Raw genomic sequence first — 25,494 nt, forward strand, 5'->3', positions numbered from 1 at the left:
GCCATGACGGACCGCAGCACCCGGATCGACCCCGCCCCGCAGGCCGACTTCATCGTGGCCGGCGCCACGCTCATCGACGGCGGCGGAGGTCCGTCGCGCCAGGGCGATCTGGCGGTGCGGGACGGGCGCATCGTGGCGCTGGGTGACTTCGCCCATGCGCCCGGCGTGCCGGTGATCGACGCCCGCGGCCTGGCCCTGGCGCCCGGCTTCATCGACTCGCACACCCACGACGACGGCTACCTGCTGGCGCATCCCGAGATGCTGCCCAAGGTCTCGCAAGGCATCACCACGGTCGTCACCGGCAACTGCGGCATCAGCCTGGCGCCGCTGTCGCGCCAGGAGATCCCGCAGCCGCTGGACCTGCTGGGCCCGCCCGAGCTGTTCCGCTTCGAGACTTTCCGCGCCTGGCTGCGGGCCCTGGCCGACAGCCCCGCCGCCGTCAACGTGATCCCGCTGGTCGGCCACACCACGCTGCGCGTGGCGGTCATGGACGATACCGGCCGCGCCGCCACCGAGGCCGAGCGCCAGGCCATGCGCGCCCTGCTCGACGAGGCGCTGCAAGCCGGCGCCTTCGGCGTCTCCACCGGCACCTTCTATCCGCCCGCCAGCGCCGCGCCCACCGACGAGATCGTCGACGTCTGCCAACCGCTGCGCGGCCGCGCCGGCGCGATCTACGCCACCCACCTGCGCGACGAGGCCGACCACATCGTGGCGGCCATGGAAGAAGCGCTGCTGATCGGCCGCGAGCTCGACTGCCGCGTGGTGTTCTCGCACCACAAGCTGGCCGGCGAACGCAACCACGGCCGCAGCCGCGAAACGCTGGACATGATCAGCCGCGCCGCCGCCACGCAACGCGTCTGCCTCGACTGCCATCCGTATCCCGCCACCTCGACCATGCTGCGGCTGGACCGCGCCCGCCTGGCCAGCCGCACCATGATCACCTGGTCCAAGGGCTACCCCGAGGCCACCGGCCGCGACTTCGCCGAGGTCATGGCCGAACTGGGGCTGGACGACGAAGCCGCCCTCGCCCGCCTGGCGCCCGCCGGCGCCATCTACTTCCTGATGGACCCGGCCGACGTCAACCGCATCTTCAGCCATCCGCTGACCATGGTCGGCTCGGACGGCCTGCCCTTCGACCCGCATCCGCACCCGCGCCAATGGGGCACCTTCACCAACGTGCTGCGCACCATGGTGCGCGAACAGCAGTTGCTGTCGCTGGAAACCGCCATCCACAAGATGACCGGCCTGGCGGCCGCCCAATACGGCCTGTCCGAGCGTGGCCTGCTGCGGCAGGGGTATCATGCTGACCTGGTGCTGTTCGATCCTGCCACGGTGACAGATGTGGCCACTTTTTCAGCTCCCATTCAGGTCAGCCAGGGCATCCACGCCGTGTGGGTCAATGGCCGGCAGGTCTGGGACGGGGAACGAACCGGCGCCGAGCGCCCGGGCCAGGTACTGGCACCCGGTGATGCATTACCTTGGAGTCAACAAAGTGAATAGCTATTCCCAGGGCTGTTACCTGGGTGTTTTGGGTGGCATGGGCCCCATGGCCGGCGCCGCCTTCGCGCTCCGCCTCGCGGCGCTCACGCCCGCCGACGCGGACCAGCAGCACATCCCCACCCTGCTTCGCAACGATCCGCGCATCCCCGATCGTTCCAGCGCCTACATGGCCGGCGGCGAGAACCCCCTGCCCTACATGGTCGAAGGCGTGCGTTTCCTGGAACGCGCCGGCGCCCAGCTCATCGCCATCCCCTGCAACACCGCGCACCTCTGGTACGACGACATCGCCGCCGCCACCGAACGCCCCGTGCTGCACATCATCCAGGCCGTCATCGACGACCTGCGCCGCCTCGGCCTGCACCAGGGCCGCATCGGCCTGATGGGCACCGCCGCCACGCTCAAGCTCGGCCTCTACCAGCGCCATCTCGAAGCCCAGGGCTACGAATGCATCGTCCCCGACGACGATGAAGTCGAACGCTACTGCATGGCCTCGATCCGCGCCGTCAAGGGCAACCAGCTCGAAGCCGCCTTCGCCCCCGCCGCCGAATGCATCGCCCGCCTCAAGGCCCGCGGCGCCGACGCCGTCGTCCTGGGCTGCACCGAGCTCCCCCTGGCCGTCCCCCACGCCCTGCGCCCCAGCCTGGGCATCACCCTGACCGACTCCATCGACGCCCTGGCCCGCGCCGCCATCGCCCACTACCTGGCTGACCAGCCCGAGCAACGCATCGCGGCGTAAAGCCACGATCACCTCCCCCACCCGCGCGCAGCGTCATCCTCCCGACGCAACACCACCGCGTATGCCAGGATCGGCCGCCCGCGCGGCCGATCCTGGCGGGCCCCGCAAACCTCGCCCTTACCCAATGGTCCAGCAGCGCGACAAGCCTCGGGCGACCTACGAAGCACAACCTCCTCCACGCCACAAAAGCACAAGACAAAAAAAGGGCGCCCTTCGCAGTAGCGCCCAAATTTCCCTTCGCGGGGAATAAAACCTTCAAGCGGATCACCCGCCCAGATAAGCCTTCCGCACCTGATCATTGACCAGCAAATTCGCCCCCGTATCCTGGAGCACGACCCGCCCGTTCTCCAGCACATACCCGCGATCCGCCACCTGCAGCGCCTTGTTGGCATTCTGCTCGACCAGGAACACCGTCACGCCCTGCTCGCGGATCTCGCGGATGATGTCGAAGATCTGCGCGATCACCAGCGGCGCCAGTCCCAGCGTCGGCTCGTCCAGCAGCAGCAACCGCGGCCGCGTCATCAACGCCCGCCCGATCGCCAGCATCTGCTGCTCGCCGCCCGACATCAGCCCCGCCCGCTGGCTGGCCCGTTCCTTCAGGCGCGGAAACAATCCGTAGACGTGCTCGATGCCCACCTGGATCTCCTCGCGCTTGGCGAAAAAGCCCCCCATCATCAGGTTCTCGGCCACCGTCAGGTCCTTGAACACGCGCCGCCCTTCCGGCGAAATGGCGATGCCATTGCGCATGATGTGGTGCGTGTCCTTGTGGGTGATGTCCTCGCCCTCGAACGTGATCTTGCCTTCCTTGGCGCGCGGATTGCCGCAGACCGTCATCAGCAGCGTGGTCTTGCCGGCGCCGTTGGCGCCGATCAGGGTCACGATCTCGCCCTTGTTGACGTCCACCGACACGCCGTTCAGCGCCTGGATGGCGCCATAGAACGTGTGAATGTTTTCCAGCTTCAGCATTTATTCTTCCCCCAGGTACGCCTTGATGACGCGCTCGTCGTTGCGCACCTGCTCGGGGGTGCCGGTAGTGATGGGCTTGCCGTGCTCCATGACCAGGATGCGGTCGGAAATGCCCATGATCAGGCTCATGTCGTGCTCGATCAGCAGCACCGCCACGCCGAACTCGCGGCGCAACTGGTCGATCAGCGACTGCAGATCGCGCTTTTCCTGCGGGTTCAGGCCGGCGGCCGGCTCGTCCAGCATCAGGAGGCGCGGCTTGGTGATCATGCAACGCGCGATCTCCAGGCGGCGCTGGTGGCCGTAGGCCAGGTTGCCGGCCTCGCGGTTGGCATACTCACGCAAGCCCATGAAATCCAGCCACTGCGCCGCGCGCGACAGCGCGTCGGTTTCCGACTGGCGATAGGACTTGGTCTTGAGCAGGCCCGGCAACAGGCGCGATTCCACCTGCGTGTGCTGCGCCACCAGCAGGTTCTCCAGCACCGTCAGCTGCTTGAACAGCCGCACGTTCTGGAACGTGCGCACCAGCCCGTGGCGCGCCACCTTGTGGCTGGGCAGGCCCGTGATGGACTTGCCGTCCATCAGGATGTCGCCCGCGGTCGGCGCGTAGAAGCCGCCCACGCAGTTGAACACGGTGGTCTTGCCGGCGCCGTTGGGGCCGATGATGGCGAACACCTCGTCGGATTTGACTTCGAACGCCACGCTATCGACGGCCAGCAGGCCGCCGAAGCGCATGGTCAGTCCGGATACTTTCAGCAATGCCTCGCTCATTTAGCCAGCTCCACGTGGGGACGCTTCATGGGCAACAACCCCTGCGGACGCCACATCATCATCAATACCATCACCAGACCGAACATCAGCATCCGGTACTCGGCGAACTCGCGCGCCACCTCGGGCAGCACCGTCAGCAGGATGGCGGCGAGGATCACGCCCACCTGCGAACCCATGCCGCCCAGCACCACGATCGCCAGGATCAGCGCCGACTCGATGAAGGTGAAGGATTCGGGGTTGACCATGCCCTGGCGCGCCGCGAAGAACGCGCCGCCGAAACCGGCGAAGGTCGCGCCCAGCGTGAACGCGGACAGCTTGATGCGGGTCGGGTTCAATCCCAGCGAACGGCAGGCGATCTCGTCCTCGCGCAACGCCTCCCAGGCGCGGCCGACCGGCATGCGGATCAGGCGCGTCGAGACGAACAGCGTCACCAGCGCCAGCAGCAGCGCCATCATGTACAGATAGATCACCATGTGCTGGTTCTGGAACGTCAGGCCGAAGAAGTCGTGGAACGTGGTGCCCCCTTCCGTGCTGGCGCGACGCGTCATCTCCAGGCCGAACACCGTCGGCTTGGGAATGCCCGAGATGCCGTCCGGACCGCCCGTGAGCGTGTTCAGGTTGATCAGCAGCAGGCGGATCATTTCACCGAAGCCCAGCGTCACGATGGCCAGGTAGTCGCCGCGCAGGCGCAGCACCGGAAAGCCCAGGACGAAGCCGAACAGCGCGGCCATCGCGCCCGAGAACGGCAGCGCTTCCCAGAAGCTCCAGCCGCCCCAGTGGTACAGCAGGGCGTAGGTGTAGGCGCCGACGGCATAGAAACCGACGAAGCCCAGGTCCAGCAGCCCGGCGAAACCGACCACGATGTTCAGGCCCAGGCCCAGCATCACGTAGATCAGCACCAGCGTGGCGATGTCGACCGAGCTGCGTCCGGCGAAGAACGGCCAGGTCACGGCCACCGCCAGGATCAGGAACATCATCAGCTTGTTGTTCTTGGCCGGGGCCGAGGGCAAGGTCGGCAGATTGGTCTTGAGCTTCTGGAACGGCTTGGCGATCCAGGGCCGCAGCAGCTGGAACACGAACACGACCGCGGCGGCCAGGGCCACCAGCGACCAGTGCGACTCCATCGAGGTGCGGGCGCCCTGGCGGATCAGTTGCAGGCCGAAGACGGGGGTGACGATGACGGCGGTCAGCACCGCCGCCATGGTGGCGTTTTTGAGATTGTTGTTCGACATCAGACTTTTTCCACCTCAGGTTTGCCCAACAGCCCGGTGGGACGGAACAGCAGGATCAGGACCAGCAGCGAGAATGCCACGATGTCCTTGTACTGCGACGAGATATAGGCTGCCGCGAACGTTTCGGCCAGGCCCAGCAACACGCCGCCCAGCATGGCGCCGGGGATGCTGCCGATGCCGCCCAGCACCGCCGCCGTGAAGGCCTTGATGCCGGCCAGGAAGCCGATGAAGGGATTGAGCTTGCCGATGGTGATGGCGATCAGCACGCCGCCCACCGCCGCCAGGATCGCGCCCATCACGAACGTGAACGAGATCACGCGGTTGGTGTCGATGCCCAGCAGGTTGGCCATGTGCATGTCCTGCGAGCAGGCGCGCGAGGCGCGGCCCATGCGCGAGTACTTGATGAACAGCGTCAGGCCGATCATCAGCACCACGGTCACCACGATGATCATGATGCGCGAATACGGCACCGTCACGTCGAAGTCGGATCCCATGTGGAACTGCACCGCGCCGGACACCAGCGATGGCACCGCCATGTCGCGCGCGCCCTGGCCCAGGGCGACCCAGTTCTGCAGGAAGATCGACATGCCGATGGCCGAGATCAGCGCCACCAGGCGGGGGCTGCTGCGCACCGGGCGGTACGCGACCCGCTCGACGCTGAAGCCGTAGATGCCGGTGACGACGATGGCCACCAGCAGCATCGCCGCGATGATGAATGGCACCGGCAGGCCGCTGCCCGTGCCGATGGCCGTGAGGGTGACCAGGCCGACATAGGCGCCGATCATGTAGATTTCGCCGTGAGCGAAGTTGATCATACCGATGATGCCGTAGACCATTGTGTAGCCGATGGCAATCAACGCGTAGATCGCGCCCAGAGACAATCCGTTGAAGAATTGCTGGGTAAGTTGGGGTATGAGGTCAGACATTATTTCTCTTGCTCCAAATAGTTCCGGCTCCGGTAGAGAGACCCGGAGCCGGAAACCTGGGCGTATTTTAAGGGCCTGTGATCATCGCGTGCCGGCCGCACAGCGCTTTTGGCGCATCGCTACGCGGATTACGACACAACGACGACGACAGGCCCTCACGCCGGCACCACGCCGGCGGAATCGCGGGAGTTTACAGCTGGGTCTTCTTGCCGTTCTTGTCCCATTTGTAAACGGCGAACTCGAAGTTCTTCAGATCGCCCTTGGCGTCGTACTCGACCTTGCCGATGCCGGTGTTGAACGTAGTCTTGTGCATGTAGTCGGCGACCTTGGCGGGATCCTCGCCCACGGCGGTGATGCTGTCGGCCAGGATCTGCACCGCGGCGTAGGCCGGCATCTGGAAGGCGCCGTCCGGATCGCGCTTGGCGTCCTTGAAGGCCTTGACGATGCTTTCGTTGCCCGGCAGCTTGGTGAAGTCGGCGGGCAGCGTGACCAGCAGGCCCTCGATGGCCGGGCCGGCGATCGCCACCAGATCCTGGTTGGCGGTGCCTTCCGGACCCATGAACTGGACCTTCAGGCCCTGTTCACGCGACTGGCGCAGCAACAGGCCGAGCTCGGGGTGGTAGCCGCCGAAGTAGACCAGGTCGACGCCGGCCGACTTGAGCTTGGTGATGATGGCCGAGTAGTCGCTGTCGCCGACGTTGATGCCTTCGAACAGCGCCACGTTCACGCCTTCCTTGGTCAGGGTGTCCTTGACCTGGGTGGCCACGCCCGAGCCGTAGGTCTGCTTGTCGTGCAGCACGGCGACCTTCTTGGGCTTGAGGGTGTTGGCGATGTAGCGGGCGGCGTACGGACCTTGCTGGTCGTCGCGGCCGATGGTGCGGAAGAAGTAATGCGGCTTGATCGTGTCGGTGACCAGCGGCGACGTCGCGCCCGGGGTGATGCCGACGATGCCTTCCTGTTCGTAGACGTTCACGGCGGCCACGGTCACGCCCGAGCACGCATGGGCCACGGCGAACTTGGCGCCGGAGTTGACCACGCGGTTGGCGGCCGGGACGGCCTGCTTCGGTTCGCAACCGTCGTCGATGAGGATCGGTTCGAGCTTCTTGCCCTTCACGCCGCCCTTGGCGTTGATGGTCTCGATGGCAGTCAGCGCGCCAGCCTGGATCTGGTCGCCGTACTGGGTGTTGGGGCCCGTCATGGGCTGCGGGATGCCGATCTTGATCGTATCGGCGGCGTGCACGGAACCTGCCAGGGCAAGCGCCCCGAATGCCATAGCTACCGGGGTAAGGCGATGCAGAAACTTCATGCGGAGTTCTCCAGCGAGGTTTTGAGCGGCTCTGTTCGATCCGGTCTGTCGGGTGGATACCCCGCAACCCGTATCGCGCGTCGCCGGCTTCTTGGGCAAAAACACGGTGTGGGCGGTATTCTGGAAGCAAGCAGACATACTGTCACTGCGTGTAATCCCCAATATTTCAGGAGAAACCTTTAATCGTGACGGATCGGTGCGACAAGTACGTGAAAACGCAGGAAAAATCCGCGCGGCGCCTTGGATTCCCCATGGCGCCGCGATGAATTCGATGGCAGGTGATTTATATGAATAATCATTAATACATCGTTTGACTTCGCATTTTCATACAGTACTTACGCGAGTCTTACGGATAATGATTATCCCGTTAATAATAATCGTCGATTTTCGAAAATCAGACGCTGGCAGGTTTGGCCAGATTCCACATCAGCGCGCGGAACGGCGCCAGCATGCTGATGTTGACCACCAGCTTGATCGCCAGGTCGCCCATCATCCAGGTCACCCAGGGCGTGCCGGTGGCGGCGAAGGCCACGCTGAAAAACACCGCGGTGTCGAGGATCGCGCCCAGCACCCCGGACACCAGCGGCGCGCGCCACCAGCGCTGGTCCCGCAGGCGGTCGAACACCTGGATGTCGACCAGTTGCGCGCAGATATAGGCCAGGCCCGAGGCCAGCGCGATGCGCGGCGACGCCACCCACACCGACACCGCCAGCGCGGCGGCGAAACCGAACCACACCACCCGGCGCGCGGCCGCGGGGCCGAAGCGGCGGTTGAGCACGTCGGTCACCAGGAAAGCCACCGGATACGACAGGCCGCCCCAGGTCAGCCAGTCATTCAGCGGCACCTGCACCAGGATGTTCGAGCCCACAACCACCAGCAGCATGCACAGCACGGCGATGCCGAACTGCGCCCGGCTCATGGGGGCAAAGCGCGCGGCGGCCTGGCTCACTTGCCGAACTCCTCGGCCAGCTCGCGCGAACGCTGCGCGGCCGCGGCCATGGCGTCCTCGACGATGCCGGCAAAGCCGGCGGCATTGAACGCGGCCAACGCCGCGGCGGTGGTGCCGCCCTTGGAGGTGACGCGCTCGCGCAGCACCGACGGCGGCTCGGACGATTCGGCGGCCAGCTTGGTGGCGCCGGCGAAGGTGCCCAGCGCCAGCTGGCGCGCCTGCTCGGCCGTCAGGCCGACCTTCTGGCCGCCGGCGATCAGGGCTTCCAGGAACAGGAAGACATACGCCGGGCCGCTGCCCGACAGCGCGGTCACGGCGTCCAGCGCCGCGTCGTCGGCCACCCAGACCACTTCGCCGACGCTGGCCAGCATGCTGGCGGCCAGGTCGCGGTCGGCCTGCCCCACGCCATCCAGCGCGGCCAGGCCGGTGATGCCGGCGCCGACCAGCGCCGGGGTATTGGGCATGCAACGCACCAGGCGGCGCCACGGCGCCTCGGGCGTGCCCAGCCAGCCGGCCAGCGTGTCGGCGCGGATGCCGGCCGCGACGCTTACCACCAAAGTGTCGTCGCGCAACCACTGACGCGTGGAAGCCACAACGTCTTTCATGTTCTGAGGCTTGACTGCGAACACCCATACGCGGCACCGCGCCAGGGCCTCGTCCGGGGCGGTCGCGGTGGTCATGCCGCGGGCCTGCCAGGCGGCGTGCGAATCCTGGTTAATGTCAATGACATGAATGCTGCCGGCGGGGCATACTTTGCCCGCGAGACCGGAAGCCAGCGCGGCGGCCATATTGCCGCCGCCGATGAACGCAATCGAAAGTTCGTTTTTCATAGGAAGCGATTGTAAACCGGTCGGCTCCAGCGGGAAAAAAAAGAAAATGTTCGTTCGCGCCTGAAACGCGCAATTTGACAGGCGTTTTAAGTGATGTGAAAGTCACGGTTTTGTCACAAACAATTCATAAGGTGACGTGTTTTCCGCGCCCGGACAATCCCGGTCGCGACACGCCCAACTGGAGGAAACCTCTCATGCGATCCCACCGAATTGCCCTCACCTTTGCCGCCGTCATGGCGGCGTTCGCCGGCGCTTCCGCGCACGCGGCCACCGAAATCACGTTCTGGCACTCGATGGAAGGCGCGCTGGGCGACCGCGTGAACGGCCTCGTCGACGAGTTCAACAAGAAGAACCCCGACTACCAGGTCAAGGCCGTCTACAAGGGCAATTATGGCGAATCCATGAACGCCGGCATCGCCGCGTTCCGCGCCGGCAATGCCCCGGACATCCTCCAGGTGTTCGAAGTCGGCACCGCCACCATGATGTACGCCAAGGGCGCCATCAAGCCGGTGCAGCAGATGTCGGAAGAAGCCGGCAACCCGATCGACCCGAAGGACTTCATCGGCGCCGTGGCCGGCTACTACTCGTCGGCCGACGGCAAGCTGGTGTCGATGCCCTTCAACAGCTCGACCGTGGTGTTCTACTACAACAAGGACGCCTTCAAGAAGGCTGGCCTGGACGCCGAAAAGCCGCCCAAGACCTGGGAAGAACTGGCCGCCGCCGGCCAGAAGCTGAAGGCCGCGGGCCAGGAATGCGGCTACACCACCTCGTGGCCGTCGTGGGTCCAGCTGGAAACGTTCTCGGCCTGGCACAACGTGCCGTACGCCACCAAGGACAACGGTTTCGGCGGCCTGGACGCCCGCATCGCGATCAACACCCCGCTGCACGTGCGCCACCTGGAAAACCTCGCCAAGCTGGGCAAGGAAGGCATCTTCATGTACGGCGGCCGCGGCGACGAGCCGAACTCGCTGTTCATCAGCGGCAAGTGCGCCATGATCACCGGTTCGTCGGGCCTGCGCGCCAACATCGCCAAGAACGCCAAGTTCGAATTCGGCACCTCGACCCTGCCCTACTACGCCGACGTGCAAGGCGCGCCGCAGAACACCATCATCGGCGGCGCTTCGCTGTGGGTCTTCGCCAACAAGAAGCCGGAAACCTACAAGGGCGTGACCGCGTTCTTCAAGTTCCTGGCCAGCCCGGAAATCGCCGCCCGCTGGCACCAGCAGACCGGCTACGTGCCGGTCACCAAGGCTGCCTACGAGCTGACCAAGAAAGACGGTTTCTATGACAAGAACCCGGGCACCGAAGTCGGCGTCAAGCAGCTGAACGTCGAAACCACCGCGCAATCGCGTGGCCTGCGCCTGGGCTTCCTGCCGCAGATCCGTGAAATCGAGGACGCTGAGATCGAACGCATCGTTTCGGGCAAGGTCTCGGCCAAGGACGGCGCCGAGAACATCGTCAAGCGCGGCAACGAACTGCTGGAAAAGTTCGAGAAGAGTGTAAAGTAACGCCCGTTCCGAGGCTCGGAAACAAGCCCCTGGCATGCACGATTTCCGTTTCGTGACAGGGGCTTGCGTAGTTCAAGAGAGGCTTAAAGCCCTGGTTTTTTTAGGGCTTTAAGCCTATCGTGCTTATGCGTGCCGGCGCCTCCGGGCGCCTCGAGCCAGGCCGGTGCATCCTTTCCCGGCCGGCGGTTTCAAGCGGCGGTTAATCCAACCGCCGTTTTTCGTACCTTGGGTTCCCCCTATGGAAAAACGCGTTGTCTTCGGGCACAAGACCCTGCCCTATCTGCTGCTCCTGCCGCAGATCATCATTACCGTGGTCTTCTTCTTCCTTCCCGCCGGCCAGGCCATGTGGCAGTCGATGCGGCTGGAAGATGCGTTCGGCCTGTCCTCGGAGTTCGTCGGTCTCGACAACTTCATGGAACTGTTCTCGCAACAGGCCTATCTCGATTCCTTCCGTGTCACGGCGGTGTTCTCGATCCTGGTCGCCGTGGTCGGCCTGGGCGTCTCGCTGCTGCTGGCCGTCATGGCCGACCGCGTGATCCGCGGCGCCGGCCTCTACAAGACCCTGCTGATCTGGCCCTACGCCGTCGCGCCCGCCGTGGTCGGCGTGCTGTGGCTGTTCCTGTTCTCGCCCTCGGTCGGCATCCTGGCGGTGGCCCTGCGCCAGGCCGGCGTCGACTGGAACCCGCGCCTGGACGGCAGCCAGGCCATGATCCTGGTGCTGATCGCCGCCGTCTGGAAGCAGGTCTCGTACAACTTCCTGTTCTTCCTGGCCGGCCTGCAGTCGATCCCGCGCTCGCTCATCGAAGCCGCCGCGATCGACGGCGCCAGCCCGTCGCGCCGCTTCTGGAGCATCGTGTTCCCGCTGCTCTCGCCCACCACCTTCTTCCTGCTGGTGGTCAACATCATCTATGCCTTCTTCGACACCTTCGCGGTGGTGGACACCACCACGCAGGGCGGTCCCGGCACGTCGACATCGATCCTGGTCTACAAGGTGTACAGCGACGGCTTCCGCGGCCTGGATCTCGGCTCGTCGGCGGCCCAGTCGGTGGTGCTGATGTTCATTGTGATTGCCTTGACGGTCGTGCAGTTCCGCTACGTCGACCGCAAAGTGCAGTATTGATTTTCGAGGCAGATAACAATGGTTGAACGCCGTCCCTGGCTGGATATTCTGGCCCACGTCATCCTGCTCTGCGGGGTGGCGATGGTGGCCTTTCCGCTCTACGTCACTTTCGTCGCGTCCACCCAGACCGCGCAGGAAGTGGCCTCCGCGCCGATGTCGCTGATCCCCGGTCCGCACTTCGTCGACAACTACATGCAGGCGCTGTTTGGCGGCTCTTCCGGCGGCTCGTCCGGCGCGCCGGTCGGCCGCATGATGTACGTCAGCCTGATCATGGCGCTGGTGATTTCGATCGGCAAGATCGCGATCTCGCTGCTGTCGGCCTTCGCGGTGGTGTATTTCCGCTTCCCCGGCCGCATGTTCTTTTTCTGGATGATCTTCGTCACGCTGATGCTGCCGGTCGAAGTGCGTATCGCGCCCACCTACAAGGTGGTGGCCGACCTCGGCCTGCTCAACAGCTACGCCGGCCTGACGCTGCCGCTGATCGCCTCGGCCACGGCCACCTTCCTGTTCCGCCAGTTCTTCCTGACGGTGCCGGACGAGCTGATCGAGGCCGCCCGCATCGACGGCGCCGGTCCGGTGCGCTTCTTCCGCGACGTGCTGCTGCCGCTGTCCAAGACCAGCATCGCCGCGCTGTTCGTGATCCAGTTCATCTACGGCTGGAACCAATACCTGTGGCCGCTGCTGGTGACCACGCAGGAAGACATGTACCCCGTCGTCATCGGCATCAAGCGGATGATCAGCGGCGGCGACAGCGTGACCGAATGGAACATCACCATGGCCACCGCCATGCTGGCGATGATCCCGCCGGCGCTGGTCGTCATCCTGATGCAGAAATGGTTCGTCAAGGGCTTGGTCGACACTGAAAAGTGACCCTCCCCTATCGCCTACCCGACAACGACTCCGATACGAATAACTCATGGCTACTCTCAGCTTTCGCAACGTAAAGAAAACCTACGCCGGCAACGTGCCGGTCATCCATGGCATCGACATGGATGTGAAGGACGGTGAATTCATCGTCATCGTCGGCCCCTCGGGCTGCGGCAAGTCCACGCTGATGCGCATGGTCGCCGGCCTGGAAACCGTGACCAGCGGCGAGATCGTGATCGACGACAAGGTCGTCAACAATCTCGAGCCGGCCGAACGCGACATCGCGATGGTGTTCCAGAACTACGCGCTCTACCCGCACATGACCGTGTTCGAGAACATGGCGTACGGCCTGAAGATCCGCAAGTTCTCCAAGGACGAGATCAAGAAGCGCGTCGACGCCGCCGCGCAGATCCTGGAATTGAGCCACCTGCTGGACCGCCGCCCGCGCGCCCTGTCGGGCGGCCAGCGCCAGCGCGTGGCCATGGGCCGCGCCATCGTGCGCGAGCCCAAGGTGTTCCTGTTCGACGAACCGCTGTCGAACCTGGACGCCAAGCTGCGCGTGGCGATGCGCCTGGAAATCATGAAGCTGCACCGCCGCCTGGGCACCACCAGCCTGTACGTGACCCACGACCAGGTCGAGGCCATGACGCTGGCGCACCGCATGATCGTCATGTACCAGGGCGTGCCTGAGCAGATCGGCACGCCGATGGAAGTGTTCGAGAAGCCCGCCTCGACCTTCGTGGCCGGCTTCATCGGCTCGCCGCCGATGAACCTGATGGAAGTCAACGTGGCCGGCGACGGCACGGTGCAGACCATCGATGGCCTGGCGCTGGAGATCTCGCCGCTGCAGGTGCCCTCGCAAGTGCGTGGCCGCAAGGTCATCATGGGCATGCGCCCCGAGCACATGCTGCTGAACACGCAAGGCGTGCCGGCCGAAGTCGAGATGGTCGAGACGCTGGGTTCCGAGCAACTGGTGCACTGCCGTTGCGGCAAGAGCACCCTGGTCGTGCGCTGCACCACCCGCCAGTTGTCCGAGTCCTCGGCCAAGGTCGGAGACCGCGTCAACGTCGGTCCCGACGGCCGTCACCCGCTGCACTGGTTCGAGGCCGACACCGGCCGCCGCGTGCAAGGGCTGTAATCCATCGCGGCGGGACCGGCGGCGATTCGCCCGGCCGGCCCGCCCCACCCTTTCCCGTCCGGGAAAGGGCTCTTCCCGCTCAATACCCGCTCAATACGTGTACGTCACCATGGTGCCGACGGAGTACTGGTTGCGCTCCTTCACGATGGGGCTGTCGGCCGCGTCGCCGTACAGGCGGCGCGCTTCACCCACCACCGACCAGGACCACGACTTGCTCAACGGCAGCGCCCAGGTCGCGCCCAGGCCGATGCTTTCCAGGCCGCCCTTGGGGTTGTAGCGGCGGTAGCCCGAGTTGGCCGACTGGCGATCGCTGACGCCATACCAGGTGCGCATGTAGTTGCCATCGCCGAAGTTGCCGCTCAGCGCCAGCGAGATCGAGCCGGCCGAGCCTTCGTACACCGTGGTGCTGGCGCCCAGGTTGAACAGCGTGTAGGCGCTGCCCACGTCCCGGTCGTCGCCCTTCTTGAACGCGTGCGCCACCGTGGCCGACAGCGTCACCGGGCCAAGCTGCGTCTCGGCGTCCATGCCGATCTGCGCGCGGCTCTTGATGTCGCCCATGCCGCGCAGCTTGTTCGAGCCCTCGAAGCCCTTCTTGTGGTCCTTGCGCGAGGCGCTGGGCGCCAAGTAGAAGCGGAAGGTGCTGCTGAGCGCCTGCGTTTCCCAGCCCAGGCCGTGGGCCGTGTCCAGGAAGAAGCCGCCGGGGCTGCGGATGCCCAGGCCGACGATCGGCACGGCCGAGCTTTCGTCGCTGCCGCTGTAGCGCGGCGCGTAGCCCGCGCCCAGCGTGCCGTAGAACTTCCATTCGTCGGCCGGCTTCTCGGTACCGGTGGCGACCTCGATGCCGCGCGAGCTGGCGCCGCGAGAACCGTAGACCGAATTGTCGGCGACCTGCTGGCCGCCCGCGGCGAACGACAACACCGGCAGGCTGGCCAGCAAACACGCCGCGCCGGCGCGGCGCTGCATCAGGGACATAGAGAGATTTCGCTTCATAAGAACATCCGGGAAACGAGGTTGGGGGGAAAACTCGGCCACGCCGCGGCAGTCGCGGCGCATGCCTACTCTGGGGCCGCGCCCTTGGCCTGGCGCATCAGGTTCATGGCGAGGGTCGAGACCGAGGCCACCAGCGGCTCGGCGCTGTCGGCATTGCTCATCACCAGCACCGCCAGCTTCTCGCGCGGCGCCAGCAGCCAGCGGGCACGGAAGGCTTCGGTCGCGCCGCTGTGCTCGCGCAACGCGTCGCCGGCGATGTAGTCGGCATCGCAAGGCGCCGCCAGCCACGACAGCGCCAGGCGGCATTCCAGGTCCATGCCGTTGGCCACCGTCTCCAGGTTCATCAGCGTGAGCGCGGATTCGTCCTTGAGGACGCGGCGGCCCTGGTAGGTGCCGCCGCCGAACAGCATGCTGGAGAAGCGCGCCATCTCGGTGGAACTGGCCCACAGGCCTTCGGCGGCCTCGTTCGGCTGCGACTGTTCAATCCACGGGATGCCGCGGCGGTAGCCGGCCGCGCGCAGTTCGCGCGCGTCGTCGCCGGCGGCCGCGAGCCGGAAGCCGGCGCGCGAGATGTTCAGCGGCTGCAGCAGCGTGCGGCGCACGTAGGCGTCGAAGGGTTCGTCGGCGGCGTGCGCCACCATGTCGCCGAGCATGGCGTAGCCCATGTCGGCGCGGGCCCGGCCCATGGTGTCCTCGAGCGTGTCGGGGCGCAGCGCCAGCAGGCGGCGGACGGTGAAGGGATAGGTGCCCATCCAGTGCATGGCCGCGCGGCGCGGCTCCAGCGCCGATTGCGGCAACGCCTGCGCGGCGGGAATGTCCAGCGACAGGCGGCCGTCGTCGGCGGCGCGCAGCACGCCCGCGGCGGTCACGAGCTTGGAGATGGCGCCTACGCGGTAGAGGGTGTCGCCGGTGGCGGTGCGATGGCGCGCCGAATCGGCATAGCCGAAGCCGCTGCTCCAGACCGTGCGCTGGTCATCGACGATGGCGATGGACAGGCCCGGCACCCGCTGCGCGTCCAGGTCATAGGCGATGCGCTGCTTCAGGTACGCCACCACCGCCGGATAGTCGCCCTGGGCGATCGTCGGCGGCGCGGCCGGCGCCCCGCCCTGACAACCGCCCACGGCGATCAGGAACATGGCAACGGCAGCCAGGCGGGTGAGCGAAAACATGACGAACGGGCAACCCTCTTCTGAGAACTGCCGTCATGCTAGTCAGGGATGCGGCCCCGATCTTTCCCGCTTTGTATGGAGTTTGTGAAGATTGGAAGGACAGATTGTTAAGTTTGTTAAAGGCGTGCCGGATATCCCCGGTCCGCCCCTGTCCCCGGCCTCAGGCCGCCTTCCAGCTGACGATGAAACGGGCCCCGCCCAAGGGGCTGTCGGCGGCCTGCGCGGTGCCGTTGTGCCAGCGCGCCACGCGGCTGACGATGGCCAGGCCCAGCCCGGTGCCGCCGGTGCCGCGGTCGCGGCTCTCGTCCAGGCGGATGAAGGGTTCGAAAATGCGCTCGCGGTCGGCTTGCGGGATGCCCGGGCCGTCGTCGTCGACCATCAACACGTACTCGCGCGGCGAGGGCGACACCAGGCTGACCTGGACCCGGCCGCCGGCGTAGCGGATGGCATTCTGCAGCAGGTTCAGCAGCGCCCGCGTCATGTAGCGCTGGTGCAGGTGGACTTCGCGCACCTGGCACAGCACCACCTCGCAGCGCACGCCCGACTGGTCGGCCTCGAAGCCCGCATGCTGCACCACCGAATCGAGCCAGCTGCGGGCGTCCTGCGGCTGCAGCGCGACGCCGTCGCCCTTGTGCTCCAGGCGCGCGTACATCAGCAGTTCGGAAGCCATGCTGTCGAGCTCGGCGACGTCGCTCTTCATGTCATCGATCAGGCGCTTGCGCTCGGCCGGCTCCTCGGCGCGGCCGATCATGTCGAGCTCGAACGACAGGCGCGCGATCGGCGTGCGCAGCTCGTGCGAAACGGCGTTGGTCAGCTCGCGCTGGTTGCCGATCAGCGCCCCGATGCGCTCGGACATCAGGTTGAAGGTGTCGCCCAGGTTGCCGATGCTGGAATGCCGCGACAGCCGCGCGCGGGCCTCCAGGTCGCCCTGCCCCATGCGCAGCGCGGCGGTCTTGAGCGCTTCCAGGTCGCGCCAGATCGGCAGCGCCCACACCAGCATGAAGGCGCACAGCAGCAGCCCCAGCGCCGAATAGACCGCCGCCACCACCCAAGGGCCGAACGACGGCTCGGGCGGCAGCTTGACCTCGAGCCACTGGTGGCCAGGGCCGGGAATCGCGGCCACGAAGGTCTGCATCTTGTCGCGGATGAAGAAATCGCCGTGGGCAGCGATGCGCCGTTCCTTGTCGCTGGCGTTGTAGTCGGAAGCGTTGAAGACCCGCAGGCCCAGGCCGTAGTACGGCAGCAGCTGCTTTTCGATGTAGGCCGTGCGCGCGCCCGGCTCGACCTTCGACAATTCCTGCACCAGGCTGTGGATCTGCCCGCGCACCGACTCGCGGGTGTAGGCGTCGCTGACCGGCTCGAACAGGTAGTTGGCGGAACGGTCCACGACTTCGTTGGAAATCACGAAGCCGACCGCCAGCACCACGAAGAGCCGCAGGACGAATTTAATCATCGCTGCCCTCGTGCGCCTTGGGCGAGAACAGATAGCCCTTGCCCCACACGGTCTTGATGCGCGCCGGATCGCGCGGATCGTCATCGAGCTTGCGGCGCAGCTTGCTGACGCAGACGTCGACGCTGCGGTCGAGCCCGTTGAACTCGATGCCGCGCACCGCGTTGAGCAGGTCGTCGCGCGTCAGCACCTGGCCGGCCTGGCTGGCCAGCGCCCACAGCATCTCGAATTCCATCGTGGTCAGGTCGACCTCGACCCCGCCGTGGACCACCGCCCGGGTGCGCCGGTCGATGACCAGCGGCCCGAACTCCAGGCGCTCCGGCGGTTCCTCGAGCTGGCTGTGACGCCGCAGCAGCGCGCGGATGCGGGCCAGCAGCACGCGCGGCTCGACCGGCTTGATGACGTAATCGTCGGCGCCCGACTCCAGGCCCAGGATCTGGTCCAGGTCGTCCTCGCGGGCGGTCAGCATCAGGATCGGCGCCGACGAGAACGCGCGCAGGTCGCGGCAGACCTGCAGGCCGTCGCGCCCGGGCAGCATCAGGTCGAGGATGGTGATGGCCGGGTCGTGGCGGCGGAACGCCTCCACCGCATGGTCGCCGCGGTAGGCCTGGGCCACCTGGAACCCGTGTTGCTCCAGGAACTGCGCGATCAGGCGCGACAGCTTCGGATCGTCTTCGACTAGCAAGGCCTTGGTCATGGGGTTTCCGGACAGAAAAAGAGAGAGCGATTTCGCCGCATTCTACGCAAAACCGCGCGAGCGGCGCTCGACCCCACCGGCGGCGGCCCGGTTCCCGGCGGGCGGCGCCCACGAAAAAACCGGGCGGGAAGACATCGCTTCCGGCCCGGCCGAGGGGTCTGGCGGCTGGCGCGCGCCGGTGGCGGAAAAGCCGCCAGAACGCGCGCTAAGTCCTTATTTATAAACGGACTTCGAGCCGTCCTTGTGCCACACGAAGACGTCGAACTGGAAGTTCGTCAGGTCGCCCTGCTTGTTCCAGGCCACCTTGCCGATGGGGGTATCGAACGAGTTGGCGTGCAGGTACTTGGCAACCTTGGTCGGGTCTTCGCTGCCGGCGCCCTTGATGCCGTCGGCGATGACCTGGGTGGCGGTGTAGGCCGTCATCTGGAACGCGCCGCTGGCATTGCGCTTCTTGGCGGCGAAGGCCTTGACGATCTCGGCGTTGGCGGCGTTCTGGGTGAAGTCGGCCGGCAGCGTCAACAGCATGCCTTCGACGGCGTCGCCGGCGATGGCGTTGATGTCCGGGTTGCCCGTGCCTTCCGGACCCATCCACTTGGCCTTCACGCCCTGCTCGGCCGCCTGGCGCAGCAGCAGGCCCATTTCCGGGTGGTAGCCGCCGTAGTAGACGAAGTCTACGCCCTGGCTCTTGAGCTTGGTGATGACGGCCGAGTAGTCGCTGTCGCCGGCGTTGATGCCTTCGAAGATGGCGACGGGCACGCCGCCCTTTTCGAGGTCGTTCTTGACGGCGGTGGCGATGCCCTGGCCATACGACTGCTTGTCATGCAGCACGGCGGCCTTCTTGGGCTTGAGCTTTTCCAGGATGAACTTGGCGGCGGCGGGACCCTGCTGGTCGTCGCGGCCGATGGTGCGGAAGATGAAGTCGTAGTTCTTGCCGTCGGTCAGGGCCGGCGACGTGGCCGAGGGCGTGACCATGACCACGCCTTCGTTGTTGTAGATGTCGGCGGCGGCGATGGTGGCGCCCGAGCACACGTGGCCCACGACGAAGCCGATCTTGCTGTTGACCACGCGGTTGGCGGCGACCGGACCCTGCTTGGGTTCGCAGCCGTCGTCGATGACCACGGTTTCCAGCTTCTTGCCGTTGATGCCGCCGGCGGCGTTGATGCGTTCCACCGCGGTGTCGACGCCTTCACGGACCATGTCGCCGTATTGGGTGACCGCGCCGGTGGTGGGGCCCACCACGCCGATCTTGATGGTCTGCGCCTGCGCGCCGGCGCTGAACGCCAACCCCGCGGCGACGCCCAGGGCCGCAATGACCGGGGTCAGACGAAATGCTTGCTTCATGTGTGGACTCCTTTAATGGCTTGTAATCGTTGGTTTTTGAACCGGGCGGACGGCCGGAAACGCATTGGTCACGCCCCGTTACGTTGCATTAGCACGGCAAGCATACACTGAAAAATAGCGGCTTTTGCAGGGGTTCCGGCCCGTCTTGGGCGGGGTTTCGATATTGCGGTGCCGCATCCGGGGGGCCGCCGCCCTTATGCCCGCCACCGTATATGCAAAAGCGGATTTATTCGTTTGCGTTACTAAGGCGGCGCGGCATCATGGCCGCCATGAGACTCCAACCGATCATCGTCCCCGGATGGAAAGACTCCGGACCCGAACACTGGCAATCGCGCTGGGCCGCCCTGTTGCCGCACGCGGTGCGGGTGCAGCAGCGCGACTGGCAAAACCCGGTCAGCGCGGAATGGATATCGACCCTGGCGGGCCTGGTCGACCAGGCCCGCAGCCCGGTGCTGCTGATTGCCCACAGCCTGGGCTGCCTGATCAGCGCGGCGCTGCCGGTGCCGCTGCGCGCCAAGGTCGCCGGCGCACTGCTGGTGGCGCCGGCCGACGTCGAGCGCCCCGACGCGCCGGACTGTCTGCGCGGTTTCGCGCCGATCCCGCGCCAATCGCTGCCGTTCCAGAGCGTGGTGGTGGCCAGCGACAACGACCCCTACTGTCGGCTGGACCGCGCCCGCGTCTTCGCGGAAAACTGGGGCAGCCGCGTCGTGGTGATTCCGGGCGCTGGCCACATCAACGCCGACAGCGGCCTGCAAGACTGGCCGCAAGGCCTCAAACTGTTCGGCGCGCTGCGACGGCGCGCCTCATGGCGCGTGTCGCCACCGCCCGAACGCATCGCGCCGATTCCCGAACGACCGTTGTCGCACCAGGCCTGAGCGGCCATCCCCTTGCGCGAGCCGGCGCCTCGGCTAGCCCGGGCAGCCCGCGCCCACCCGCGATGCCGGCAGCGGCGTATCGCCGCTGGTGTTGCCCGCATGCTTGCGGATTCGCTCCGCCAGCTCCGCCGATGGCTTCTCATACCCATAGCAATACGGCGGCGTCGGCGCGGCCTCGGGGCGATAGTCCTGCAACACGGGCTTCGCGTCCCCCAGATAGAGATTGTCCTTCAGGCGCAGGAACGCCTTGAAGTCGCGCGTATAGCCGTGCACGGCCTTCAGGTTCTGGTAGGCGCCCTCGTCCGAGGCGCCGTTGTCCAGCGCGCTGCGCTTGGCGGCCGTGGGGATATAGCGGCAGTAGTTCACCTTCACCCCTTCGACCGTGGGGAAGAACTCCGGCTCCACGCATTGGCGCTTCGCATCGTTGTTGAAGATATTGCCCTCGACCAGCGCCTTGGCCTCCAGGCTGAAGCTCATGCCGTAGAAATCCCAGTTCTCCAGCAGGTTGTTGAACAGATGGAACGTGCCGAACTGCCCGCGCGGATTGCGCTGCACGGTGTTGAAGAAGTAGTTGTGATGCAGCGTCACCCGTGCAATCGAATCACGTTCGTAGTTCTCGAACAGGTTCTTCGAGGTGATGTTGTTGAGCAGCATGACCTTGTTCGAGTTGTGGAACTTGGTCCAGGAGATGGTGACGTCGGTGGAGCCGTTCTTGACGTTGAGCAGCCGGTCGGACATGCGCGACAGGTCCATGTGGTCGACCCACACGTCGCGGCTGTCGTTGGCGATGTTCACGGCCTGCGTCAGCCGGTTCAGGCGGCCGTCGATGGTCAGGTGCGTGAGGATGACGTTCTTGCTGCCATACACGCCCAGCCCGTCGTCGATCAGGGCCACATGCTTGCCGCGGCCGTCGATCGTGGTGTTGGACGGCACCCGCAGCTGCGAGTCCAGCACGATCGTCATGTCCGACGCAAAGCGGATCCAGGTCGGCCCCTTCTTGGCCTGCGCCAGCGCCGCGCGCAACGTGCCCGGCCCGGCGTCCTGGTCGGAGGTGACCTCGATGAACCTGCCGCCCAGGCCGCCCGTGGCGCGCGCGCCATAGCCCTCGCGCTGCTGCAGCAGCTCGGAGACGAAGGGGCAGCGCTCGTCCGGACTGGCGCAGGATTCACTGGCGGCGGCCGCGCCGCCGTACAGCAGGCCCAGCGCGGGCAGCCACGCCAGCGCGCGCAGCAGCGCGCGATAGGCCGGCCCGGCGCGCTTGCGACGCGGCCCCCTGCCCGCCGCCCCTGCCGTTGAATTCGTTGCTGCTCTCATGGACATTCACTCCCTAACGCTGCGCGGACCGATCCGCGGACTGCACGTGGCGCCAGATGCCGCCACTCAGGCGCAGGTTCTCCGGCGGACCGGCCACGTGCGCCCTCAGATGCTTGAAATACGCCGCCTGCCAGCGCGCCGCATACGTATCGGCGTCCTCGCCCGGTTCCACGGCGGGCAGCATCTCCAGCGTGTAGGCCACCCGGCCGTTCTCCCAGCGCGGCGTGTAGAACACCGACGGCACGCCCTGGCGGTGCGCCAGGTGGGCCGCGAAGCTGGAATAGGTCACCGCCTGCCCTTCGAAGACGGTGCGCGGCGCGGCGGGGTTGGCGGCGCCGTCCACCGCCAGGCACAGCACATTGCCCGAGGCCAGCGCGCGCATGCAGGCCTTGGCGACCTGCGCTTCGGTCTGGTCGGCGGTCGAAATCAGGGCGGCGGCATAGCTGCTCTGGGCGATGCTGGGCGCGGTCGCCAGCCAGCGCGAGGGAATGCCCAGCAGTTCCAGCGCCATCAGGCCGGCATACATGGGCCCCACGTGCGCCGTGGCCACCACCACGCCGCGGCCGGCGGCCAGCAGCGGCGCGAAGAAACGCTCGCCGGTGTCCAGTTCGCCCAGCACCTGCATGGCTTGCTCGACGCTGTCCTCGCGGCATTCGAGCCAGTCGAACAGCAGATGGTCCACCTGATGGCCCCAGCGCGCGCGCCGTTCCCATTGCGCGCGGTCGGCCGTGGCGTCGTCTCGCATCGACCAGGCCCAGTCCAGGCGCGCCTGCGGGATCGGGGCGGTGTCCAGTTTGTGTTCCAGCTGGTCCAGGGCCTGCTGGAAGGTCGCCGGCAGCGCCTGCCCGCGTTGCGCGACGTAGCGCTCGAACAGCGCCTCGGCCTCCTGCTTGCGTCCCGCCTGCGAGAGCGCGCCAATGGCCGCGCGCTGCCAGAGCCGCTTGTCGGGCGACTTCTCGACCAGCTGCAGCATCTGGTCGGCGGCTGCCTCGTATTGCAGCGTGTAGCGCAGCGCGCGCGCGTACAGGGCGCGGGTCTGCTCCAGTTCCGGCGCCAGTTCCATGGCCTGGCGCAGCGGCGCCACGGCCTCCTTGTAGCGACCGGCGCGCAGCAAGGTTTCGCCGTACAGCGTCAACAGCCGCACGTCGGCCGGCGCCGCGCTCAAGCCCGCCTCGAAATGCGCCGGGGCGTGCAGCTTGCGGTCGTCGTCGGTGGCGCGGCGCAGGTGCGCCAGCCCCAGCGACGCGCGCAGCGCCGGGGCATCGTGCCCCGCCTCCAGCGCCCCGTTGCCCAGCAGGATCGCCGCCTCGACCCGGTCGTCATCCAGCAAGGCGCGCACGGCCACCGTCGCCACGCGCGCGTTCGGCAGGTCAGCCGCCTGCAAGGCCATGGCGACGCCGGCCGCCTCCGCCACGTCGCCGTTGCGCGAATGGGCCAGCATCCACCAATGCGCATCGCCGGGGTTGGCCAGCGCCAGGGCGGCGCTCTGGCGCGCGACGTCGGCGGCCTGCGGGATGCGTCCGGCCTGCACCCGCAGCTGTATCCGCGCGGCCTGCAATGCCCCGTTGTCGGGCGCGATGGCGGCGGCGACATCGGCCTGGGCGATGGCGCGGTCCCACTGCTCGGTGCGGCCCAGCAGGCTGGCGAGCAGACGGCGGTCGTCGGTGCGCGCCGGATAGGCGTCGACCAGCCGCTCAAGCGCGGCGATCGCCGGCTCCAGCCGGCCCACCTTCACGAATGGCGACACCAGCAGGCGACGCGCGTCGCGCCAGCCCTCCTCCACCCGCGCCAGCGCCGGTCCGAGCCCGGCCATCGCCTGCAGCGGGTCGTCCGCCTCCAGGATCTGCTTGATGACCGCGCGCAGGTGGCTGACGCCATCGCTCGGCGCGGCTTGGGCGGCGGCCGGCGCGACGGCGCCGGGGCGTTCTATCGTGGTATCAACCATGGCGCAATCCCCTCAGCAAGGCCATCGCCGCGCGCAGGACGAACATGAGCACGAAGCCCAGCGCCAGCGCCTGCAGCAGCAGCACCCCCGTGCGCGGGCTGCTGGGCCGGTCGGTGGAGACCGGCTGCGCGATGATGGACAGGTAACGCTGCAGGCGCAGGGCGTCCGTCACGGCCTGCTGGTAGGACTGCTGCGCCAGCGTCAGGTTCGAATCGGCGAAGGCCTGGGTATTGCGCAGCGCCTCGTACGATTTGAGTTGCTTCGCTTCCGTGTTGCCTTCGCCGCTCAGGCGCTGGCGCACGGCGGCGAGCCGTTTCTTCAAGGCCACGACCTGCGTTTCGGCCGGCTTGAGCATGAAGTGGTCCTTGTTGTTCAGCGCGCGGATCTTGTCCAGGTTGATCTGGGCGGTGCTCAGCTCCGCTTCCAGCTGGCTGGACAGGTTCAGCAGCATCGCCACCGTGGCCGTCGGGTCGATATTGCCGTGCGTGGTGCGCCATGTCGTCAGCGCTTCGCGCGCGCCCAGCGCCTTCTGCTCGGCCTGCTTGACCGACTCCTCGCTGACCCTCAGTTTGTCCGCCACGCCCTTCTCGTTCATGGAACTGACGAATTCTTCCGCCAGGCCGATCAGGGCCTTGGACAGGGTTTCCGCGTCTTCGGGCGAATAGGCGCGCACGCGCAGCACGTCGATCTGCTCCAGCGCATTGAAGGAGACCTGCACCGAGGCCCGGTAGGCGCGATACAGATCGTCCTCGCTCGAGTCCTCCGACAGATGGTTGGCCGGATCCAGGCCGGTATTGAGCAGGTAATGGCGCAGGCCGACCTTCTTGTCCAGCTGCCGCATGCTGTCGCGCGACCTGAGGAAGTCGCTGACCGCCCAGCCGTCGACGAAGCCGCCCAGCATGCCCCCCGAGTTGCCCGTGGTGAGCAGGCTGGCCGCCATGGCGCCGCCGCCCTGCTGGCCGGACCCCGATTGCACGAAGAAGCGCGATTCGGCTTCATAGCGCGGCGTGGCGATGCAGAGCACGTAGACCAGCGCCAGGGCGACCGGGGCGACGACGATGAAGGCATTGACCCAGCGCCGGCGGCGACGATCATCCAGCGCCGATTGCCGCTCGCGGCGCCGGCGCTCGATCTCGGAGCCGCTCTCAGAAGCCGAGCTGGCCCTCGTCGAAGCCGCCGAAAACGTCGTCGCCTGTTCCGGATTCGCTTCGTGATCGTCGCGGGGGGAACTTGCTGATGCACTGGTCGAGGTCGTCTTCGATGCGGAGTGCGCTTCGTTCATAAATCAGGCCCTTCAGGCAATAGTCCGCCAATTGATTCTGGCGGTAACTGGAAAGAATGAGCGTCCTGCCGATCAGCCGTTCTTCGAACAGCGCCAGCCAGAGACGGGTGAAACGGCAGGGTTCGAAGGGAATGGCCCCTTCGATCACGTAGACGTCGAACGCTGGCGCCAGGGCCAGCGCGAACGAAAACTCCTGCCGGGCGAACAGCGGCCAATGCTCCATCGGCCGGGGCAGGCTCTTGGGGTCGGTGATCAGGTCGGCCACCAGTTCATAGGTGGCATCGGCGTCCAGCTCGTACATCTGGCTCACCAGCTCGATCATGTTCAGGCCGCTGGCCTTGCCGCGGATGAAGCCCTGCCGGCCGATCGCCCAGGACACGTTGCCGTCGTGCTGCACGAAGCCCTGGCGCGGCGGCCGCAGGCCGCACAGCAGATCGATGATCTGGCGGTGCAGTTCCGGCGCCGGCGACAGCAAGGCATAGCGCCCGACGGGAATGTCCAGGTGCGCCTGGGCCAGCAGCGCCTGCCGGTTGCCGAAGGCCAGGGGTTCATCCGTCACGCCATTGAGATGAATCATCGTCGTTC

24 protein-coding genes are annotated in these 25,494 nt (G+C 66.5%); 8 read left to right on the forward strand and 16 right to left on the reverse strand.

The window, feature by feature from the left end:
• Nucleotides 1-3 precede the first annotated feature (3 nt).
• Nucleotides 4-1,500 carry an N-acyl-D-amino-acid deacylase family protein gene (locus I6I07_RS24635; RefSeq protein WP_198484112.1) on the forward strand — a complete coding sequence of 499 codons (1,497 nt, stop codon included), beginning with the start codon at nt 4-6 and terminating at the stop codon, nt 1,498-1,500.
• 46 nt (nt 1,501-1,546) lie between these two features.
• Nucleotides 1,547-2,236: an aspartate/glutamate racemase family protein gene (locus I6I07_RS24640; protein ID WP_420094597.1), complete on the forward strand. Its 690-nt coding sequence runs from the start codon at nt 1,547-1,549 to the stop codon at nt 2,234-2,236.
• A 264-nt stretch (nt 2,237-2,500) separates the two neighbouring features.
• Here the strand turns inward: I6I07_RS24640 and I6I07_RS24645 are convergent, their stop codons facing one another.
• The 5 genes from I6I07_RS24645 to I6I07_RS24665 all read right to left on the reverse strand — a co-directional run bounded on the left by I6I07_RS24645 (nt 2,501) and on the right by I6I07_RS24665 (nt 7,434).
• Nucleotides 2,501-3,202 (reverse strand): ABC transporter ATP-binding protein, encoded by a 702-nt coding sequence (locus I6I07_RS24645; RefSeq protein WP_198484114.1) that lies wholly within the window; start codon nt 3,200-3,202, stop codon nt 2,501-2,503.
• Nucleotides 3,203-3,970: a high-affinity branched-chain amino acid ABC transporter ATP-binding protein LivG gene (livG, locus tag I6I07_RS24650; protein ID WP_198484115.1), complete on the reverse strand. Its 768-nt coding sequence runs from the start codon at nt 3,968-3,970 to the stop codon at nt 3,203-3,205.
• Nucleotides 3,967-5,202 (reverse strand): high-affinity branched-chain amino acid ABC transporter permease LivM, encoded by a 1,236-nt coding sequence (locus tag I6I07_RS24655; protein ID WP_198484116.1) that lies wholly within the window; start codon nt 5,200-5,202, stop codon nt 3,967-3,969. Before I6I07_RS24655 ends, livG begins: the two co-directional genes overlap by 4 nt.
• Entirely contained in the window at nt 5,202-6,128 is a 927-nt protein-coding gene (gene livH, locus I6I07_RS24660; protein WP_006394823.1) for a high-affinity branched-chain amino acid ABC transporter permease LivH, read from the reverse strand. The genes I6I07_RS24655 and livH overlap by 1 nt, the downstream gene beginning before the upstream one ends.
• Nucleotides 6,129-6,318: 190 nt before the next feature.
• Nucleotides 6,319-7,434 carry a branched-chain amino acid ABC transporter substrate-binding protein gene (locus tag I6I07_RS24665; RefSeq protein ID WP_025140820.1) on the reverse strand — a complete coding sequence of 372 codons (1,116 nt, stop codon included), beginning with the start codon at nt 7,432-7,434 and terminating at the stop codon, nt 6,319-6,321.
• Nucleotides 7,435-7,486: 52 nt separating this feature from the next.
• Between I6I07_RS24665 and I6I07_RS24670 the strand changes: the two genes are divergently transcribed.
• Nucleotides 7,487-7,729, forward strand: coding sequence for a hypothetical protein (locus tag I6I07_RS24670; RefSeq protein ID WP_162876394.1), 243 nt, complete (start codon nt 7,487-7,489; stop codon nt 7,727-7,729).
• 99 nt (nt 7,730-7,828) lie between these two features.
• On the opposite strand, the gene I6I07_RS24675 is transcribed toward I6I07_RS24670, so the two are convergent.
• Nucleotides 7,829-8,353: a queuosine precursor transporter gene (locus I6I07_RS24675; RefSeq protein WP_035361466.1), complete on the reverse strand. Its 525-nt coding sequence runs from the start codon at nt 8,351-8,353 to the stop codon at nt 7,829-7,831.
• 26 nt (nt 8,354-8,379) lie between these two features.
• Complete coding sequence (gene proC, locus I6I07_RS24680; RefSeq protein WP_006394820.1) at nt 8,380-9,213, reverse strand: pyrroline-5-carboxylate reductase; 834 nt, start codon at nt 9,211-9,213, stop codon at nt 8,380-8,382.
• A gap of 194 nt (nt 9,214-9,407) precedes the next feature.
• On the opposite strand from proC, the gene ugpB reads away from it, so the two are divergent.
• The 4 genes from ugpB (at nt 9,408) to I6I07_RS24700 (ending at nt 13,846) form a co-directional block, all read left to right on the forward strand.
• Nucleotides 9,408-10,721 carry a sn-glycerol-3-phosphate ABC transporter substrate-binding protein UgpB gene (ugpB, locus tag I6I07_RS24685; RefSeq protein ID WP_198484117.1) on the forward strand — a complete coding sequence of 438 codons (1,314 nt, stop codon included), beginning with the start codon at nt 9,408-9,410 and terminating at the stop codon, nt 10,719-10,721.
• Nucleotides 10,722-10,959: 238 nt separating this feature from the next.
• Complete coding sequence (gene ugpA / locus I6I07_RS24690) at nt 10,960-11,841, forward strand: sn-glycerol-3-phosphate ABC transporter permease UgpA (RefSeq protein WP_006394818.1); 882 nt, start codon at nt 10,960-10,962, stop codon at nt 11,839-11,841.
• Nucleotides 11,842-11,859: 18 nt separating this feature from the next.
• Nucleotides 11,860-12,711 (forward strand): sn-glycerol-3-phosphate ABC transporter permease UgpE, encoded by an 852-nt coding sequence (gene ugpE / locus I6I07_RS24695; RefSeq protein ID WP_006394817.1) that lies wholly within the window; start codon nt 11,860-11,862, stop codon nt 12,709-12,711.
• Nucleotides 12,712-12,757: 46 nt separating this feature from the next.
• Nucleotides 12,758-13,846 (forward strand): sn-glycerol-3-phosphate import ATP-binding protein UgpC, encoded by a 1,089-nt coding sequence (locus I6I07_RS24700; RefSeq protein ID WP_198484118.1) that lies wholly within the window; start codon nt 12,758-12,760, stop codon nt 13,844-13,846.
• 90 nt (nt 13,847-13,936) lie between these two features.
• On the opposite strand, the gene I6I07_RS24705 is transcribed toward I6I07_RS24700, so the two are convergent.
• From I6I07_RS24705 to I6I07_RS24725, 5 genes are all read right to left on the reverse strand, one after another.
• The gene (locus I6I07_RS24705; protein ID WP_198484119.1) at nt 13,937-14,818 is read right to left on the reverse strand and encodes a MipA/OmpV family protein; all 882 of its coding nucleotides are present in this window, start codon (nt 14,816-14,818) and stop codon (nt 13,937-13,939) included.
• A gap of 83 nt (nt 14,819-14,901) precedes the next feature.
• The gene (locus I6I07_RS24710; protein WP_198484120.1) at nt 14,902-16,005 is read right to left on the reverse strand and encodes a serine hydrolase domain-containing protein; all 1,104 of its coding nucleotides are present in this window, start codon (nt 16,003-16,005) and stop codon (nt 14,902-14,904) included.
• A gap of 160 nt (nt 16,006-16,165) precedes the next feature.
• Nucleotides 16,166-17,458 (reverse strand): ATP-binding protein, encoded by a 1,293-nt coding sequence (locus I6I07_RS24715; protein ID WP_198484121.1) that lies wholly within the window; start codon nt 17,456-17,458, stop codon nt 16,166-16,168.
• A complete protein-coding gene (locus I6I07_RS24720) occupies nt 17,451-18,152 on the reverse strand; it encodes a response regulator (protein WP_006394812.1) in 702 nt (233 codons plus the stop codon). The genes I6I07_RS24715 and I6I07_RS24720 overlap by 8 nt, the downstream gene beginning before the upstream one ends.
• 213 nt (nt 18,153-18,365) lie before the next feature.
• Nucleotides 18,366-19,493: a branched-chain amino acid ABC transporter substrate-binding protein gene (locus I6I07_RS24725; protein WP_198484122.1), complete on the reverse strand. Its 1,128-nt coding sequence runs from the start codon at nt 19,491-19,493 to the stop codon at nt 18,366-18,368.
• A gap of 269 nt (nt 19,494-19,762) precedes the next feature.
• Here I6I07_RS24725 and I6I07_RS24730 point away from each other — a divergent pair, with 269 nt between their 5' ends.
• Entirely contained in the window at nt 19,763-20,368 is a 606-nt protein-coding gene (locus tag I6I07_RS24730) for an RBBP9/YdeN family alpha/beta hydrolase (protein WP_198484123.1), read from the forward strand.
• A gap of 33 nt (nt 20,369-20,401) precedes the next feature.
• Here the strand turns inward: I6I07_RS24730 and I6I07_RS24735 are convergent, their stop codons facing one another.
• The 4 genes from I6I07_RS24735 to I6I07_RS24750 form a co-directional block, all read right to left on the reverse strand.
• The gene (locus I6I07_RS24735) at nt 20,402-21,601 is read right to left on the reverse strand and encodes a pectate lyase family protein (RefSeq protein WP_198487660.1); all 1,200 of its coding nucleotides are present in this window, start codon (nt 21,599-21,601) and stop codon (nt 20,402-20,404) included.
• 94 nt (nt 21,602-21,695) lie between these two features.
• A complete protein-coding gene (locus tag I6I07_RS24740) occupies nt 21,696-23,627 on the reverse strand; it encodes a Vi polysaccharide transport protein VexE (RefSeq protein WP_232625729.1) in 1,932 nt (643 codons plus the stop codon).
• Entirely contained in the window at nt 23,620-24,651 is a 1,032-nt protein-coding gene (locus I6I07_RS24745; protein ID WP_198487662.1) for a sugar ABC transporter, read from the reverse strand. The genes I6I07_RS24740 and I6I07_RS24745 overlap by 8 nt, the downstream gene beginning before the upstream one ends.
• Before the next feature lie 121 nt (nt 24,652-24,772).
• On the reverse strand, nt 24,773-25,486 hold the full coding sequence (locus tag I6I07_RS24750) for a hypothetical protein (RefSeq protein ID WP_006394805.1): 714 nt from the start codon (nt 25,484-25,486) through the stop codon (nt 24,773-24,775).
• Between the last annotated feature and the right edge of the window lie 8 nt (nt 25,487-25,494).

This window comes from Achromobacter deleyi (genome assembly GCF_016127315.1).
GTDB classification, from domain to species: Bacteria; Pseudomonadota; Gammaproteobacteria; order Burkholderiales; family Burkholderiaceae_B; genus Achromobacter; species Achromobacter insuavis_A.

Coding starts and splice junctions, on each gene's coding strand:
- I6I07_RS24635 (WP_198484112.1), top strand. CDS start 4: ATGACGGACCGCAGCACCCGGATCGACCCCGCCCCGCAGGCCGACTTC.
- I6I07_RS24640 (WP_420094597.1), top strand. CDS start 1,547: ATGGCCGGCGCCGCCTTCGCGCTCCGCCTCGCGGCGCTCACGCCCGCC.
- I6I07_RS24645 (WP_198484114.1), bottom strand. CDS start 3,202: ATGCTGAAGCTGGAAAACATTCACACGTTCTATGGCGCCATCCAGGCG.
- livG (WP_198484115.1), bottom strand. CDS start 3,970: ATGAGCGAGGCATTGCTGAAAGTATCCGGACTGACCATGCGCTTCGGC.
- I6I07_RS24655 (WP_198484116.1), bottom strand. CDS start 5,202: ATGTCGAACAACAATCTCAAAAACGCCACCATGGCGGCGGTGCTGACC.
- livH (WP_006394823.1), bottom strand. CDS start 6,128: ATGTCTGACCTCATACCCCAACTTACCCAGCAATTCTTCAACGGATTG.
- I6I07_RS24665 (WP_025140820.1), bottom strand. CDS start 7,434: ATGAAGTTTCTGCATCGCCTTACCCCGGTAGCTATGGCATTCGGGGCG.
- I6I07_RS24675 (WP_035361466.1), bottom strand. CDS start 8,353: ATGAGCCGGGCGCAGTTCGGCATCGCCGTGCTGTGCATGCTGCTGGTG.
- proC (WP_006394820.1), bottom strand. CDS start 9,213: ATGAAAAACGAACTTTCGATTGCGTTCATCGGCGGCGGCAATATGGCC.
- ugpB (WP_198484117.1), top strand. CDS start 9,408: ATGCGATCCCACCGAATTGCCCTCACCTTTGCCGCCGTCATGGCGGCG.
- ugpA (WP_006394818.1), top strand. CDS start 10,960: ATGGAAAAACGCGTTGTCTTCGGGCACAAGACCCTGCCCTATCTGCTG.
- ugpE (WP_006394817.1), top strand. CDS start 11,860: ATGGTTGAACGCCGTCCCTGGCTGGATATTCTGGCCCACGTCATCCTG.
- I6I07_RS24700 (WP_198484118.1), top strand. CDS start 12,758: ATGGCTACTCTCAGCTTTCGCAACGTAAAGAAAACCTACGCCGGCAAC.
- I6I07_RS24705 (WP_198484119.1), bottom strand. CDS start 14,818: ATGTCCCTGATGCAGCGCCGCGCCGGCGCGGCGTGTTTGCTGGCCAGC.
- I6I07_RS24710 (WP_198484120.1), bottom strand. CDS start 16,005: ATGTTTTCGCTCACCCGCCTGGCTGCCGTTGCCATGTTCCTGATCGCC.
- I6I07_RS24715 (WP_198484121.1), bottom strand. CDS start 17,458: ATGATTAAATTCGTCCTGCGGCTCTTCGTGGTGCTGGCGGTCGGCTTC.
- I6I07_RS24720 (WP_006394812.1), bottom strand. CDS start 18,152: ATGACCAAGGCCTTGCTAGTCGAAGACGATCCGAAGCTGTCGCGCCTG.
- I6I07_RS24725 (WP_198484122.1), bottom strand. CDS start 19,493: ATGAAGCAAGCATTTCGTCTGACCCCGGTCATTGCGGCCCTGGGCGTC.
- I6I07_RS24730 (WP_198484123.1), top strand. CDS start 19,763: ATGAGACTCCAACCGATCATCGTCCCCGGATGGAAAGACTCCGGACCC.
- I6I07_RS24740 (WP_232625729.1), bottom strand. CDS start 23,627: ATGGTTGATACCACGATAGAACGCCCCGGCGCCGTCGCGCCGGCCGCC.
- I6I07_RS24750 (WP_006394805.1), bottom strand. CDS start 25,486: ATGATTCATCTCAATGGCGTGACGGATGAACCCCTGGCCTTCGGCAAC.